This window comes from Nonomuraea longicatena (assembly GCF_039525605.1).
GTDB lineage: Bacteria > Actinomycetota > Actinomycetes > Streptosporangiales > Streptosporangiaceae > Nonomuraea > Nonomuraea longicatena.
Window position 1 is genome coordinate 215,992 of the sequence record NZ_BAAAHQ010000011.1, and the last position, 14,058, is coordinate 230,049.

The following is a 14,058-nucleotide window of genomic DNA, read 5'->3' on the forward strand; positions in this document are numbered from 1 at the left end:
GCAGAACCACGAAGGGAACCGGGAACATGACCACCACCATCACCCGCGGCAACGCCTCCACCCGCACGCTGCTCACCGCCGCGGCGGCCGCCATGCCCGTCTGGACCGTCCTCGCGCTGACGCAGGCGTTCACCCGCGAGGGCTTCGACCTGGTCCGCCACCCCTTCAGCCAGCTCGCCACCGGCTCGCTCGGGTGGATCCAGATCGCCAACTTCCTGATCGTCGGCCCGTTGCTCATCGCCGGCTCCCTCGGGTTCCGCAAGGCCCTGCACGGCAAGCCCGGCGCCACCTGGGTACCGCGCCTGACCCGGATCGCCGGGATCGGAATGATCGGAGCGGGCGTCTTCGTCGTGGACGCCGGTTACGGCTTCCCCGTGGGCACACCGGCCGGGCCGCCGGCGGAGATGAGCTGGCACGCCGTCCTGCACATGGTGGCGGGGTCGGTGACGTTCCTCGCCTTCGCCGCGGTGTGCTTCATCCTCGGCCGGTACTTCACCCGTGCCGGCGCCCGAGGCATGGCCCTCCTCTCCCGCCTGGCCGGTGCGGCCGTGATCGTCGGTGACGGCTGGGCGATCACCGGCGGGCACGCCGGCTCGGTGACGCTCGCCACCGGCGTCGTCATCGCGATGGGCTGGATCTCCCTGGTCGCCGCCCATCTCCGCAAGTCCGCCTGAATCACCCACCACATCACCCCAGAGGAGAAACCATGAGAAAGATCGTCGCCGGGCTGTTCGTCTCGATGGACGGAGTCGTGGAAGCACCCGAGAAATGGCACTTCCCCTACCTCAACGAGGAGATGACGGCCGCGGTCGGCCAGATGTACGCCGAGGCCGACATCCTGCTGATGGGACGGACGACCTACGAGACCTTCGCCGCGTCCTGGCCGCACCGCAGCGGCGAACTGGCCGACGCGATCAACGGCATCCACAAGCTGGTCGCCTCGACCACCCTGGACACCTCCGACTGGAACAACACCACCGTGATCGACGGCGATGTCGTCACGACCCTGAAGGAGATCAAGGGGCGACCGGGCGGGAACATCGTCCTCGTCGGCAGCATCAGCCTGACGCGCAGCCTGCTGCAAGCCGGGCTCATCGACGAACTACGGCTGCAGGTGCACCCGATCGTGCTGGGCACCGGGATGCGGCTGTTCACCGAAGAGACCGGCCGGGTGCCCCTCAAGCTCACCCGATCCACCGCCTTCGCCACCGGCGTGCTGGACCTGACCTACCAGCCCGCCTGACCCACCGGCATCCTCACGGCGTGTCTCCCATGGTCGCTGAGACGCACGACCTCTCCAGGAAAGGACCGATACCCATGGCCAAGTTCGACTCCGTGCAGGACTACCTCAACGCCCTGCCCGAGACACAGCGGCAGATCACCGACCAGCTCCTGCCGATCATCGAGGCGGCTCTCCCCGGAGCCGGTGCCCTCTACCAGGGACACCCGGTGTGGAGCGCGGGAGAAAGCCCGGCAAGTCCCCGATCTGCTACGTCAAGGCCTACCCCTCCTACGTGACCTTCGGCTTCTGGAAGGGCCAGACGCTGACCGACCCGTCCGGCCGACTCGACGCCGGGGGCCGGGGGATGGCCGGGGTCAAGCTCCGCTCCCTCGCCGACATCGACGCCGACCTGTTCGCCGAGTGGCTGCACCAGGCACGAGCCATGGAAGCGACAGCCGGAAGCTGACCCAGCAAACCGCTGACGTACGACCGTACCGAGACATCCGCTGCACTCAACCCTGAAGGAAACCGAACATGAGCCTCCACACCGTCGTCTCCAAGGACGGCACCCAGATCGCCTACGACCGCTCCGGCAGCGGCCCCGTCATCATCATGATGGCCGCCGGGCCGACCGACCGCTGGGCCCTGGCGGGGATCGCCGAACTCCTCGCCAAGGACTTCACCGTCTTCAACTACGACCGGCGCGGCCGAGGCGACAGCGGCGACACCGCTCCCTACGCACGCGAGCGCGAGTACGAGGACCTGCAGGCACTCATCACGGAGGCGGGCGGGAACGCTGGGGTCTACGGCTCCTCCGGCGGCGCCGTCCTCGCCCTCCAAGCCGCCGCGTGGGGCGCCGACATCGGCCGGCTCGCCCTCTGGGAAGCACCGTTCATCCTCGAAGGCAGCCGACCGCCGGTCCGCGCCGACTACCGGCAGAACCTGGAGAAGCTCCTGGCCGAAGGCCGCCGCGGCGACATGCTCGACTCCTTCATGATCGACGCGGTCGGCATGCCCGCCGAGTTCGTCACCCCCATGCACGACCTGCCCATGTGGCCCGGCATGGAACGCATCGCCCACACCCTCGTCTACGACTCGATCATCACCGGCGACTTCTCCATCCCCGCGGAGCTGCACAAGGTCACCGTGCCGACACTCGTCCTCGAAGGCGGCACCACCCCATGGATGACCCAAGCCGCCAAGAAGCTCACCCAGACACTTCCCGACGCCCGCCACACGGTTCTCGCCGGGCAGACCCACGACGTCCAGCCGGCGGCCATCGCTCCGGTGCTGGCCGAGTTCTTCTCCTGATCCGCCGTTCACACGACAGCCGAACGGCTGTGCCGCGATCCCGTCCGGTCTTCCGACCAGGCGGGATCGCGGCTTGTTGCACTCACCCGGAAAGCCGGAGGTCACCGCCAAGATCTCCCGGCATCGTGTTGGCCGCCGAGGTGAAGCGCGCCCGCATCGCCGATTTCCTCCATGTTGGTGCGGTACGCTGCGCATGGCAGCTAGCCAAATTTGGCTAGTGAAGATCGGGAGGGTTCGATGAAGCCGGTACGGCTGCTGGTGCTGGGCGCGCTGCGCAGGCGCGGGCGCGCCCACGGCTACCAGGTTCGCGCGGATCTGGAGTCGTGGGGCGCGCACGAGTGGTCGACCGCCACCTCGGGCTCGGTCTATCACGCGCTCAAGAGCATGGCCGGTCAGGGCCTGCTGGTAACGCACGAGACGGTCGCCTCCGAGGCCGGGGGGCCGCCACGGATCGAGTACGAACTGACCCAGCAGGGCGAGCGGGAGTACCTCGACCTACTGGGTCAGGCGCTGGCCGCCCGCGAGCCGAGCCTGGACGTGCTGGGCGCCGCCGTCGGCCTCATCGAGGACCTTCCCCGGGAGCGGGCCCTGGAGTTGCTGCGCCAGCGAGCCCGCGCCATGCGCGAGTGGCGCGCGAGCATCACCGCGCATCTGCCCGAGGACGCGGATCTGGCGACCTGGGGCCCGGTCGGTGAGGTGCTGTCCCTGTGGCTGAGCACCGCCGACGCGGGCGCCCAGTGGACCGACCGGATGATCCGCCGCCTGGAAGAGGGCGCGTTCACCATGACCGGCGAATAGGAGTTCCCCCGATGGCCGACGAGATCGCCATACCGCTGCTTCCCTGCCGCTCCATCGACGAGATGGCCGACTTCTACACGATGCTCGGTTTCCACCGGATCTACTACCAGGTCCGTCCGAACCCGTACGTGTTGCTCAAGCGCGAAGATCTTCAGCTGGGCTTCTTCGGCATGCCGGAGGCGTTCAAGCCCGAAGACTCCTACGGGACCTGCGCGATCGTCGTGCCGGACACCGGAGAGCTGTTCGAGGCGTTCGCCGAGGGCATGCGCGCGGCGCACGGCAAGCTCCTGGTCTCCGGCATCCCCCGGATGACCCGGCCACGCAGGCGGAAGAACGACGGCAACCACTCCGGCTTCGCCGTCATCGACCCCGGCGGCAACTGGATCCGCTTCACGGCCGCCCGCCCCCTGCCGGAGAAGGAGGAGGCCACGAGCAGGCTCACCACCTCGCTGGACCGCGCGGTCGTGATGGGCGACTCCAAAGGCAATCACGGGCGGGCGGCCGAGATCCTGGACGGTGCCCTGGAGCGGGACAAGGACACCGCGTCGGCGGCCGAGCTGCTGGAGGCGCTGGTTTACCGGGCCGAGCTCGCCGTCCGCGCCGAGGACCACGCCGCCGCCGGGCACGCCCTGACCCGGGCGCGCGCCCTCACCCTGACCGAGGCGGAACGCGAGCAACTCGCCCAGCCCCTGGCGGCCATCGACGACCTCGCGGCCGTGCTGGGTCTCTGACCGGGTACGGCGCTTGCACGGGGTCGCCGAGCGGCTGCGCGCGCATGTGGCTGAGGCGGGCGTGACGGCCAGGCGATGGTGTCCGTGGCCGTGCACGATCAGGGCTCGGCCGGGTGCCCTGTGGTGCGGCCGGTTTCCGCATCGGCCGAGGGCGGGCGGAGTGGCGGCCATGGGTGCGGCGGGGTCAGGCCCACAGTGCGTACACGTGGTTGTCGTCGCTGCCCACGAAGACGGTTCCGTCGCCGGCCGCCGGTGAGGACCAAAGGTTCTAGTCAGGAGTCGCCGCAGGACCGGCTGATCACCCGGAGCTGGGTCGCGGTCCCGGCGCGGACCTGCTCGGCGGCGGACGCCGCCGAGGCCGCGTCGGTGACCACGGCGCTCTTGTACGTCTCGGCCAGGCCGCCCAGGACGTCGTCGAAGCCCGGGTCACCGGACTCGACGCCGATCGTCCGCAGCCGCCCGGCGGCCTCGTCGAGTGCCTTGCGCATTGCGGCGGGGTCGCCGGTCAGCGTGGGCAGCCTCGACACGAGGCCGTCGGCGATCTCGGTCGCCTTCGCGCACGCCTCTGCCCGATCCAGGAGGTTCCCGGCCTCCTGGATCGTCCCGCACCCTGTGGCGAGGAGGACCGCGCAGAGGGCGGCCGAGAGCGATCTCATGCGTGCGACCCTATGTCAGCCGGTCGTCGACGCTGCCCTGGAAGATGGCGAGCAGTCCTTCCTCCAGGCCCAGGGTGTGGAATTCGTTGGCACCGTGCACGAGGCCCAGCTGCACGTTCTCGGCCACGGCGAAGTCCTCCTGGTCGAAAACGGCGTCGTTGGTGAACTCGAAGCGTTTTGCGAGACCCGCCTCGCCGCGCTCGCCGGGGAAATCCGGCTCGCGGTACAGCATCTCGTGGGTCCAGATGGTCCGGTCCGGCCCCTCCGGATGGAAGATGTTGATCGACACGTAGTCCGGGTGCATGATGAAGAACGTGTTCGGGAAGAGCACGTAATAGACCGAGGCGTATTCGAGGATCCGCCAGGTCTCCGGATCCGACCCCCGCGCCTCTTCGATATTGCTCCGGGCGGCGATCATCCGGATGTGCGGGCCGTGTTCCGTGTGCGCCAGCACGCCTTTTCTGAACATCTTCGACAGCGTCGTGCGGTGCAGATAGGGGACGTGGTACCCCTCAAGATAGGTCTTGATCAGCATTTTCCAGTTGGCCTGCTTGATCACCTTGGACTTCCGGTAGCGCACCAGGCCGTCGACCTGGAAGTCCACCAGGTCGTCCAGCATGGGCCCGAGGTAGGCCGCGAGGTCGAGGTCGGCCTCCGCCGTGGGGTGGATCCAGACCAGCCCGCCCGCCTCGGCGACCGGAAGCTCCTTCAGGCCGTACTCACGGCGGTCGAGCCCGGGGAAGTTGTATTCGCGGGTGATCGACCGCAGCGTGCCGTCCAGGTCGTACACCCAGTTGTGGAACGGGCAGACGAACGCCTTGAGCTGCTTCTCCTCGCCGGACACCAGCCGCGCGCCCCGATGGCGGCACTGGTTGAGGAAGCCGCGTAACCGCCCTTCCTTGTCGCGCACGATGACGTAGGGCAGCCGGTTCCAGTCGCTCAGGAGGTAGGAACCGGGTTCGCGCAGGCTGGAGACGTGACCGGCCACGAGGGGGTGGGTGCGGAAGACCTTCTCCATCTCCCGGTCGAAGATCTCGGTCGAGGTGTAATTGGAGACGGGTACCCGGACCACTTTGCCGAGCATTTCTTCATTACGGTCCTGTTCCCTGAGTGCGAACAGTTTCCGCATGGTGTCGATCTGTTCTCGTTGTTTCACCGCACACTCTCGCTGATGGTGTATGATCTTGGTGGATTGAATCACGGTGTGCGGTCGCCGTCAATGGGCATCTCGGTTATGGGAGCATGAATGGACCTGCAGCAGTTCGCGCGTGACGTGTTCGCATCTCAGCCGTTCAGCCAGTTCATCGGGGCACAGCTCTCCGAAATAGGCGCCACCAGCGCGGAAATCAGAATTCCGATCGCCGACAACCTGAAGCAGCAGCACGGGTTCGTGCACGGCGGCGTGATCAGCTATATCGCCGACAATTCCATCACCTTCGCCGGCGGCCTGGCACTGGGCGGCAACGCGCTGACGTCCGAATTTAAGATCAACTATCTGAAGCCGGCGGTCGGCGAGGTGCTCGTCGGCCGCTCCTCCGCGAAAAGCGTCGGAAAACGGCAGGCGGTGTGCCAGTGCGAGATCTACGTCGTCGCCGACGGCCTGGAGAAACTGTGCGCCATCGCCCAGGGGACCGTGGTGCCCGCCGGGTCCTGACGGCTCAGCGCAGTTCGATCAGCCGGGCGACCTTGAGCCCCAGATGCAGGGCCAGCCGCTCGCGCTCGCCCAGCGGCTGACCGGCCTCGTGCGTCACGGTCGCCACCAGCGTGCGCACCGGCCCGGCCGTGATCAGCTCCTCCTCGATCAGCCGATGCGCCGCGTCGCCGCGCACTCGTTCGTCGGCCGAGATCAGGTCGCGCACCAGCTCGCGTTCGCGTCCCCTGCTCAGCTCGCCGAGCAGGAAGTCCCGGTGCAGTACGCGCGCGGTGTTCTCCGCCGCCCGCCGCAGCGCCGCCGCGTCCTGGCCGGTCACCGGGCCGTCCGAGGCGAGCAGCCACAGGAAGCCGAGGAGACTGTGTTCGTACCGGACCGGCATGCCCACGCGCGCCACCCGCAGCCCGAGCTCCGGCCGGGCCGGTACGGTGAACAGGCCGGTGGCCCGAGCCGCGCCGCCGGCCCTGACGTGCGCCACCAGCTCGGCCGGCACACTCCTGCGCATGATCGACTCGACCCGGGCGTCGTCCGTCTCCCCGGTGTGCGAGTTGTAGGCGAGCAGCCGCAGGTTGGGGTCGTCGAGCGCCACCGACCGGCCGAGCCGGGTCCCGAGGTTGTCGACCAGTCGCTGGAGCTCCGATGCCATGCCTCGCAGGCTAGTCGCGCCCTTCAGTCCACCGGCGTCATGCCGAGCTCGCGCATGAGGAAGGACACGATCTCCGAGTAACGCTCGATCGCCTCGGCGCCGTCCAGCGGGGTGTGCCCGGCCCCCTTCCACACCCTGAGCATGACCGGGTGCCCGGAGGTGCTGGCCGGACGCAGCGCGGAGGTGAACATCCGCCCGTGGAACGGCTGGCACCCGAGGTCGTGCTCGCCGAACGCCTGCAGGATCGCCGGGTAGGCCGTCCCCGGCCGGACATTGTGGTACGGGGAGTACTTCCGGATGATCGCGGCGTCCTCCCGCTGGTCCGCGTCCCCGTAGTCCTCGTGGAAGACCGAGTAGACGTCCCGGTGGCCGTGGGTGAGCGGCCTGAGCATCTCGAACAGCGGTACCTCGGCGACCAGCGCCCGCCACAGGTCGGGGCGCTGGGTGAGGGCCACGCCGGCGACCAGGCCGCCGTGGCTGGAGGAGTGGAACGCCAGCCGGCCGGGCTCGGACAGCCCGGCCGCGATCAGGTCCTCCGCCACGGCGTACAGGTCGTCGAAGGTGGTCTGCTTGCCGGCCAGCCTGCCCTGCTCGTACCAGTCGCGGCCGTACTCCGCGCCGCCCCGCAGCACCGCGTGCACATAGATCCCGCCCGCCTGTAGAAAAGGCGCGTAGTCGCCGAGGTAGCGCGGCAGCCACGCCACGTTGAAGCCGCCGTAGGCGTTGACGAGCGTGGGCTGCGGGCGGTCGAGGTCCAGGTCCTTCCGGTGGATGACGAAGCAGGGCAGCCGGGTCCCGTCGCGGCCGGTCGCGAAACGCCTGGTGACCGTCATCCCGGCCAGACCCGGCCGGGCCCGGCCCACCGCGATCGGCTCGTCCCCCTCGACCCGGTAGGCGGCCGTCGGCTCGACGAAGGTGTTGAAGGAGAACACCGGTACGTCGGAGCGGTCGAACCGGCGGAAGATCAAGGCCGTCGGCGAGCTGCCGATGCCCGGCAGCGGGATCCGGCCCAGCGGCTCGCCCTCGACGGTGAACAGCCGGAAGCCGATGGCCGCGTCCACGACGTCGCACAGGACGAGACGGTCGCCGGCCTTGGTGACGCAGCGCAGCACCGCGTCGGACTCGGGGACGAGTTCGCGCCAGGTCCACTCGTCGGTCGAAGTGGCGACCGGAATGGCGACCAGCCGCCCGCGCGGCGCGTCCCCGGTGACCACGGCGAGGTAGGTGTCCTCGTCGTACCAGACGCCGTGGCACTCGCCCGCGTACCCGGGCGGCAGGAACGGCCGCCACGTGCCGGTCCGCCGGTCGCCGACGTGTGTGGCCGCCTGCTCGTGCTGCCCGGACAGCGTGATCACCCAGGTGCCGCCCGGCGACACCTGCGGGGTGAGCCCGGACGGCGAGCCGGGCAGCCCACCGGGGTCGATCTCGTGGACCAGTTCGCGCTGTTCACCCTCCATGTACCAGACGCGGTGCTCGCCGCCCTCCGACCGGTCGCACACGTAGAAGGCGCTGCCGTCGGGCAGCCAGCCGGGCACGGCGCCGGAGAGCAGATGCGGGTGAGACGCGAGCGGCAGGGGGCGGCCGGTTCCGGTGTCCACGACGCGCAACGGGCCGATCGGCCGGCCGCCGTGGTACAGGCCGAAGACCACGCGGTCGCCGTCCGGGCTGGGCTCGAACCAGACGAGCTGCGCGGGCCTGCCGTCACGCGCGTGGTCGTCGTCGCGGGGATCGACGAGCAGCCTGCCCGGGTCGTCCGCCGAGTCCGAGACCCACACCCCCTGCTCCGGCTGCCCCGCTTCCACCGGGCCCATCCGGAACCACCGGCCGCCGAGGCGGCGCGGAGCGCCCGCCCCCAGGCTGTCGAAGGCGGCGGCGGCCGCGACCTGGGCGTGCACCCTCGGAAAATGGTGCCAATCGCGCAGATAGGAGCGCGCGGCCTCGTCCTCCTGTTCCTGCCAGGCCAGGGATTCCTCGGTGTCCTCGCGCAGCCACTCGTACGGGTCGCTCATGTGTACTCCTCGCACGTCACACCCTCGGGAACTGGTCCTTCCGGCACGCTACCGATGAGGTGTCGCCGTCGACCGTGGACGATCGTCGTGATCAGCGAGTGCGGATTCCGACAGATGTCGCAGCGCGAAGGCGCGCCCGCCGAGGTAGCGGGCGCGCCTTGGGCAGGTCAGTCGAGGTACCACTTGCCGCACTTGCTCGTCCCGCCGATCCGGGCGCAGGCACGCGCGGCGTAGTAGTTGTTGAAGACCGACTGCGTCCGCCAGGTGAACGGGCCGCACTGCTTCCACCCCCGTGCCTCGGCCTCCGTCCGCCCGATGATGCCCTTCCGGTCGGCGGGGAAGCGCCGGTGACTGCGGTCCACCCACACGCGGTCGCCCGACTGCCGCCCCGACTTGATCTCCGCCCGGCTGTACCGGTCGAAGATGCTCTCGTTCTGCAACTCGACCCGCCGCCCCCGGTAGTCGAACGACGCGCCCGACCCCACGGCGCGGAACCTGCCCATGACGCCGTTGCCGTCGCAGTCGTCCGGCGACGCCACCGAGGTGCCCGCCTCCGCGTGGGCGGTCGTCGCCATCGGGAGCCCCAGTACCCCGATGGTGATCATGATCGTGATGATTCTCATGTTCCCTCCCCGTCCGGTCTTCGGCCACCACCGTGGGGCGCGCTCGGCCCGCCGCTCAACAGTTGCTCGGGCGAATGGGACGGATGGGACGCTTCCCAGCCCCTGACCTGCGAGTTCCGAGAGGTCTTGGGACGGGACTGCCGCCGCGCGGAACGGCCTGGGATCATAACTGGCGATGGCTCATTCGACGCTTCTGCAGAGCTTGAAGAAACGCAGCGGACAGAGTTACACCGACCTCGCCAGGAAGACCTACCTCAGCAGTTCGACGCTCCACCGCTACTGCACGGGCAAGGCGCGGATCCCCGACGCCGCCGTCCTCACGCGCATCGCCCGCGCCTGCGGCGCCACCGACCAGGAGATCGTGGAGCTCACCCGCGCCTGGCTCGCCGACCGGGACCCCGAGCCCACTCAGCTTGCCGATCCCGCCGCCCCCACTGAGCCGGCCGATCCCGCCGTTCGCGCCGATCCCGAGGTCGGCGCTTTCGCGCCGGCCCGCAGGTCGGTACGGCGCGGCAGGGCGTTGCGCGTCGCGGCCGTGGCGCTCCTGCTGGCGGCGACGGGCCCGCCAGGCGGCCCGTCCGAGGCCGCTCCGACGCAGTGGGTCAGCGGCCCGAGCTGGGTCATCGCCCCCAAACCCGTGGAACCCACCAGATTCGGCGTGACCGTGAACAGCAACACCGGCGAGGTGCCCGGCTTCCGGGTGGGATCGGTGCGCTTCTGGGACAGCCACAGCCGATGGACCCAGATCGAACCGCGTCCGGGCGAGTACGACTGGAGTGCCACCGACCGCCTCGTCAACAGCGCGCGCCGCGCCGGGCTGCCCGCGCTGTTCGTCCTCGGCGGCACCCCCGCGTGGGCCGCCCCCGACGCGCCGCGCATGGCCTACCCCGACGGCTCGCGGGCCGCCGCCCCCGACGATCTGCGGCATTGGGAGAGGTTCGTCGGCACGCTCGCCGAGCGGTACCGGGGCCGGATCGAGGCGTACGAGCTGTGGCCGAACGGCAACGACCGCCGCTACTACGCCGGGGACACGGCGTCGCTCGTCGAGCTGACCAGGGTGGCGAGCCGCGCCATCCGGCAGGCCGACCCGAAAGCCGTCGTGGTCTGCCCCGGCATGGGACGCCTGTGGAGCGACGAGGGCCGCGACCTGCTCCGCAGGTTCGCCGAGGCGGGCGGTTACGCCCACTGCGACGTGGCCGCTGTCAAGCTGCACCAGCGCATCGCCTCCGATCCGCCGGAGACCGTACTGTCGATCCTCGACTCCGCCTACAAGATCATGCACGGCGCGGGCGTCCACCCGCCGATCTGGAGCACCGGCACCACCCACGACCTCGTCCTGGAACACCCACTGGACGAGGCCCGCGCGATCGACCACGCGGTGCGCTTCTTCCTGGCCGGCATCTACGGCAGCGCCAGCGGGAACCTGCAGCGCACCTACTTCTACGCCTGGGGCAACCCGAACCTGCCGATCGTGCTCCAGGCCGTCGGCGGGGCGCCCACCAAAGCGGCGCTCGCGGTCGAGCAGCTGCAGCGATGGCTGGCCCGCGCCCGGGTGCGGGCCTGCGGGAAGGGCGCGGCGATCCGGCTGCCCGCCAACGTGTGGCAGTGCGAGTTCACCGTCCCGGACGCCTCAGGGCGGCAGCAGGACGCCGTCGTACGCTGGACCCACGCGGGCACCGCCTCGACCCCGGCCCCACCGGGCGCCGCCCGCCTCCACCGCCTCGACGGCGTTTCCACGCCGATCTCACCCGGCGACTTCCTCGACATCGGCACCCGGCCGGTGCTCATCACACGGACTCCAGCCACGGCGGGGCCACCGTCGTGAAATGCTGCCAACTGCCCGGTTCCGCGCCCGGCAGCCCGCTGCCGACCTCGGACAGGTGCCGCAGCGTGAAACCCGCCTCCACCAGGCTGTTGACGATCCGGCTCAGCGTCTGCGTGTACTCCCTCGGCTCGCTGATCCGGCGGCCCTCCGGCGTCCGGTTGTAGACCCAGGGCTGGTCGGGGTAGCTGGTCTCGGACTCGTCCAGGTAAGGGCGCCTGAGCGAGTAACCGTCGCCGTTCCACGCCTCGTGGGTGAGCCCGGAGCCGCAATGGAGTCCGATCTTTGGGATCGGATGGAGGCAGCGGCAGGGTGATCGCCTCCACCCAGTCGGGCAGGCCGCAATGGAGTCCGACCTTTGGGATCGGATGGAGGATCCGAGGACAAGAGGCTGTCGCCTCCCGTGACGGAGCCGCAATGGAGTCCGACCTTTGGGATCGGATGGAGGCCGAGGGCGCGCCCCTGGTGATCGACGACACCGCGCCGCAATGGAGTCCGACCTTTGGGATCGGATGGAGGGCGCGGGGCAGGGCCCGGACGCCTACTGGAGCAGCGGCCGCAATGGAGTCCGACCTTTGGGATCGGATGGAGGTGTCTGTGACGTTGATAAACGGCTGTGTGGCGACGGCAGATGGCGGGGTTGGCGGGTGATTTGTACATGAAACGGGGGGTTTGGGGTTCGGAACCTCCCGGGGAAACTGTGTGAGCTTCGGGTTCCGAAGTGGGTGGCGCCCCTGAAGGGGTCACCGTTGTCGGTTTCTGTTGTCAAGTGGCTGTGGTTGATTAGAGCGATTCGAAGAGGCCCAGGCCGAAGTGGGAGAGGTGGCCCAGGGCGAGTGGGCCGGAGACGGGTTCCGGGAACTCCAGTTCAAGGGCATGTGCGGCACGAGTGCCAGTGGAGCTGGGGTCTCGCCGTCGGCGTCGGACGAACATGGTGAAGTGCGGCTCAGTCTGCTCCTGGACGATCAAATCATGTGACGGTCTACCGCGATAGGTCAGCTCCCGCGCCACCTCCCCGAGTAGAAAGTCTCCGACGTCCCAGCGAGGCTTGCGGTGACGTGAGGATACGAACGGTGTGGCCGACCGCCAGCGCCGAGCCGGAGCCGCAGCCGGACAACACGATCAGCGCGACGAACGCGAGAGGGAACGCACCCTCTCAGTGTCGCCGATTCTGTCGGTGCCGCCTGCTTTGCTGGTCGCCGCAGCCGGAGGATCCGGCTCGGGGAAGGTGGCGGAGATGATGCTCCCGGCGGGAGACGAAGAGCGTTTCTGGGCCCTGGTGGAGGCGGCGTGGGCGCCCCTCGGCCCGTCGGCGACCGAGGCCCGGCAGGCGCTCGCCCGCCGCGACCCGGCCGAAGACGTGTGGAACAACCAGGCCCTGGGCTTGGTCGACTCCATGCTGCCGCGTTTCCTCGATCAGCTCGCCGACCTGACGCGCGAACTCCCGGCCGCCGACCTGGTGAGCCTCGACCGGGTGATCGAGCGCAAGCTGTACGACATCGACCGAGCCGACATCCAGGAGGTGACCGACGGCTCCGACGACGGCTTCCTGTACGCACGCGGCCTCATCGTCGCCTTGGGCCGCGACTTCTACAGCGCGGTCGCCCGCGACCCGAGAATGGCGGTGCCGGACGGCGAATGCGAGGACATGCCCTACTTCTTCTCCCGCCTCCACCACCGGCGCTTCGCTTCCTTCCCCGACACCGGCTCAGGCATCTCCCGCGAATCGGCCAGCAACCCCGTCGGCTGGGCGTCCTGACACCGGACCGGACATGATCAACCGGCCTCACGCAGCGGCCGGAACTCGACGCTGAGCCGCATCCCCAGAGCCTCTGCCAGGCGCTCCAACATGGGGATGGGCGGCATGGTCCCGCCTGCCTCGAACCGCGCCACCGCCGACTGCTTCAGCCCCGTGCGCTCCGCCACTTCGGCTTGCGTCAGCCCCAGCCCCTCACGCCGCACCCGCACGGCCTCACCCAGCTCGCACCGGATCCTGGCCGCCTCATAGGCCGCTCCGGCACCGGGCCGACCCATCACCTCGGTCTTCCTGTCCGCCGCCGCAATGGAGTCCGACCTTGGGTCGGATAGAGGACAGTGCCTCCAGGCTGAGGAGAATCCCGAGAATGTCGTGGCCGCAATGGAGTCCCCCTATGGGGTCGGATGGAGGCAGCGAGACCGAGGCACACCAGTCCGCCTACCCGGTGCCGCAATGGAGTCCGACTTTTGGGATCGGATGAAGGCTGAGGAGACGACGAACTCCAGCGGCGAGGCTCTGGCCGCAATGGAGTCCGACCTTCGGGATCGGATGAAGGCGCAGAATTCGCGCGGGCGGCCGGACCCGGTGTAGGCGCCGCAATGGAGTCCGACCTTTGGGATCGGATGGAGGCCGAGCACTGTCGGCGTCTACAACGCCGCTGGCGCGGGGGCCGCAATGGAGTCCGACCTTTGGGATCGGATGGAGGTGTCCGTGACGTTGGTAAACGGCCTTATGGCGACGGCGGATGGCGGAGTGGTCGGGTGGTTTGTACATGAAGCGGGGTGTTTGGGGTTTGGAACCTCCCGGGGAAACCGTGTGAGCTTCGGGTTCCG

Annotated in this window: 15 protein-coding genes and 1 pseudogene; 9 read left to right on the forward strand and 7 right to left on the reverse strand. The window is 69.4% G+C overall.

Features of this window, described 5'->3' with window-relative positions:
* Positions 1–26 precede the first annotated feature (26 nt).
* The 6 genes from ABD120_RS13725 (at position 27) to ABD120_RS13750 (ending at position 4,062) form a co-directional block, all read left to right on the forward strand.
* Positions 27–674, forward strand: a complete 648-nt coding sequence (locus tag ABD120_RS13725) for a DUF998 domain-containing protein (protein ID WP_343950221.1) — start codon at positions 27–29, stop codon at positions 672–674.
* 32 nt (positions 675–706) lie between these two features.
* On the forward strand, positions 707–1,243 hold the full coding sequence (locus ABD120_RS13730) for a dihydrofolate reductase family protein (protein WP_343950222.1): 537 nt from the start codon (positions 707–709) through the stop codon (positions 1,241–1,243).
* A gap of 208 nt (positions 1,244–1,451) precedes the next feature.
* A complete protein-coding gene (locus tag ABD120_RS13735) occupies positions 1,452–1,688 on the forward strand; it encodes a DUF1801 domain-containing protein (RefSeq protein ID WP_343950223.1) in 237 nt (78 codons plus the stop codon).
* A gap of 68 nt (positions 1,689–1,756) precedes the next feature.
* Positions 1,757–2,533, forward strand: coding sequence for an alpha/beta fold hydrolase (locus ABD120_RS13740; protein ID WP_343950224.1), 777 nt, complete (start codon positions 1,757–1,759; stop codon positions 2,531–2,533).
* Between the two features lie 237 nt (positions 2,534–2,770).
* Positions 2,771–3,331: a PadR family transcriptional regulator gene (locus ABD120_RS13745; protein WP_343950225.1), complete on the forward strand. Its 561-nt coding sequence runs from the start codon at positions 2,771–2,773 to the stop codon at positions 3,329–3,331.
* 11 nt (positions 3,332–3,342) lie between these two features.
* A complete protein-coding gene (locus ABD120_RS13750) occupies positions 3,343–4,062 on the forward strand; it encodes a VOC family protein (RefSeq protein WP_343950226.1) in 720 nt (239 codons plus the stop codon).
* A 272-nt stretch (positions 4,063–4,334) separates the two neighbouring features.
* On the opposite strand, the gene ABD120_RS13755 is transcribed toward ABD120_RS13750, so the two are convergent.
* Complete coding sequence (locus tag ABD120_RS13755; RefSeq protein WP_343950227.1) at positions 4,335–4,718, reverse strand: hypothetical protein; 384 nt, start codon at positions 4,716–4,718, stop codon at positions 4,335–4,337.
* Between the two features lie 10 nt (positions 4,719–4,728).
* On the reverse strand, positions 4,729–5,802 hold the full coding sequence (locus ABD120_RS13760; RefSeq protein WP_343950228.1) for an aromatic ring-hydroxylating oxygenase subunit alpha: 1,074 nt from the start codon (positions 5,800–5,802) through the stop codon (positions 4,729–4,731).
* 162 nt (positions 5,803–5,964) lie between these two features.
* Here ABD120_RS13760 and ABD120_RS13765 point away from each other — a divergent pair, with 162 nt between their 5' ends.
* Positions 5,965–6,372 carry a PaaI family thioesterase gene (locus ABD120_RS13765; protein WP_343950229.1) on the forward strand — a complete coding sequence of 136 codons (408 nt, stop codon included), beginning with the start codon at positions 5,965–5,967 and terminating at the stop codon, positions 6,370–6,372.
* A 4-nt stretch (positions 6,373–6,376) separates the two neighbouring features.
* On the opposite strand, the gene ABD120_RS13770 is transcribed toward ABD120_RS13765, so the two are convergent.
* From ABD120_RS13770 to ABD120_RS13780, 3 genes are all read right to left on the reverse strand, one after another.
* Positions 6,377–7,015: a hypothetical protein gene (locus ABD120_RS13770; RefSeq protein ID WP_343950230.1), complete on the reverse strand. Its 639-nt coding sequence runs from the start codon at positions 7,013–7,015 to the stop codon at positions 6,377–6,379.
* A 23-nt stretch (positions 7,016–7,038) separates the two neighbouring features.
* Positions 7,039–9,039, reverse strand: a complete 2,001-nt coding sequence (locus ABD120_RS13775) for a prolyl oligopeptidase family serine peptidase (protein WP_343950231.1) — start codon at positions 9,037–9,039, stop codon at positions 7,039–7,041.
* Between the two features lie 152 nt (positions 9,040–9,191).
* Positions 9,192–9,647, reverse strand: coding sequence for a hypothetical protein (locus ABD120_RS13780; RefSeq protein WP_343950232.1), 456 nt, complete (start codon positions 9,645–9,647; stop codon positions 9,192–9,194).
* 202 nt (positions 9,648–9,849) lie between these two features.
* Here ABD120_RS13780 and ABD120_RS13785 point away from each other — a divergent pair, with 202 nt between their 5' ends.
* Positions 9,850–11,472 carry a helix-turn-helix domain-containing protein gene (locus ABD120_RS13785; RefSeq protein WP_343950233.1) on the forward strand — a complete coding sequence of 541 codons (1,623 nt, stop codon included), beginning with the start codon at positions 9,850–9,852 and terminating at the stop codon, positions 11,470–11,472.
* A 780-nt stretch (positions 11,473–12,252) separates the two neighbouring features.
* On the opposite strand, the pseudogene csb2 reads toward ABD120_RS13785, so the two are convergent.
* A pseudogene (gene csb2 / locus ABD120_RS39780) lies at positions 12,253–12,561 on the reverse strand (type I-G CRISPR-associated protein Csb2); the annotation flags it as partial.
* Between the two features lie 145 nt (positions 12,562–12,706).
* Here csb2 and ABD120_RS13790 point away from each other — a divergent pair.
* Positions 12,707–13,228 carry a DUF4240 domain-containing protein gene (locus ABD120_RS13790; RefSeq protein ID WP_343950234.1) on the forward strand — a complete coding sequence of 174 codons (522 nt, stop codon included), beginning with the start codon at positions 12,707–12,709 and terminating at the stop codon, positions 13,226–13,228.
* Positions 13,229–13,245: 17 nt separating this feature from the next.
* Here ABD120_RS13790 and ABD120_RS13795 read toward each other — a convergent pair whose 3' ends face one another.
* Positions 13,246–13,503: a helix-turn-helix domain-containing protein gene (locus tag ABD120_RS13795; protein ID WP_343950306.1), complete on the reverse strand. Its 258-nt coding sequence runs from the start codon at positions 13,501–13,503 to the stop codon at positions 13,246–13,248.
* Positions 13,504–14,058 lie beyond the last annotated feature (555 nt).

Excerpts from the sequence above, each read along its gene's own strand:
- ABD120_RS13725 (WP_343950221.1), top strand. The coding sequence starts at position 27 with ATGACCACCACCATCACCCGCGGCAACGCCTCCACCCGCACGCTGCTC.
- ABD120_RS13730 (WP_343950222.1), top strand. The coding sequence starts at position 707 with ATGAGAAAGATCGTCGCCGGGCTGTTCGTCTCGATGGACGGAGTCGTG.
- ABD120_RS13740 (WP_343950224.1), top strand. The coding sequence starts at position 1,757 with ATGAGCCTCCACACCGTCGTCTCCAAGGACGGCACCCAGATCGCCTAC.
- ABD120_RS13745 (WP_343950225.1), top strand. The coding sequence starts at position 2,771 with ATGAAGCCGGTACGGCTGCTGGTGCTGGGCGCGCTGCGCAGGCGCGGG.
- ABD120_RS13750 (WP_343950226.1), top strand. The coding sequence starts at position 3,343 with ATGGCCGACGAGATCGCCATACCGCTGCTTCCCTGCCGCTCCATCGAC.
- ABD120_RS13755 (WP_343950227.1), bottom strand. The coding sequence starts at position 4,718 with ATGAGATCGCTCTCGGCCGCCCTCTGCGCGGTCCTCCTCGCCACAGGG.
- ABD120_RS13760 (WP_343950228.1), bottom strand. The coding sequence starts at position 5,802 with ATGCTCGGCAAAGTGGTCCGGGTACCCGTCTCCAATTACACCTCGACC.
- ABD120_RS13765 (WP_343950229.1), top strand. The coding sequence starts at position 5,965 with ATGGACCTGCAGCAGTTCGCGCGTGACGTGTTCGCATCTCAGCCGTTC.
- ABD120_RS13770 (WP_343950230.1), bottom strand. The coding sequence starts at position 7,015 with ATGGCATCGGAGCTCCAGCGACTGGTCGACAACCTCGGGACCCGGCTC.
- ABD120_RS13780 (WP_343950232.1), bottom strand. The coding sequence starts at position 9,647 with ATGAGAATCATCACGATCATGATCACCATCGGGGTACTGGGGCTCCCG.
- ABD120_RS13790 (WP_343950234.1), top strand. The coding sequence starts at position 12,707 with ATGATGCTCCCGGCGGGAGACGAAGAGCGTTTCTGGGCCCTGGTGGAG.
- ABD120_RS13795 (WP_343950306.1), bottom strand. The coding sequence starts at position 13,503 with ATGGGTCGGCCCGGTGCCGGAGCGGCCTATGAGGCGGCCAGGATCCGG.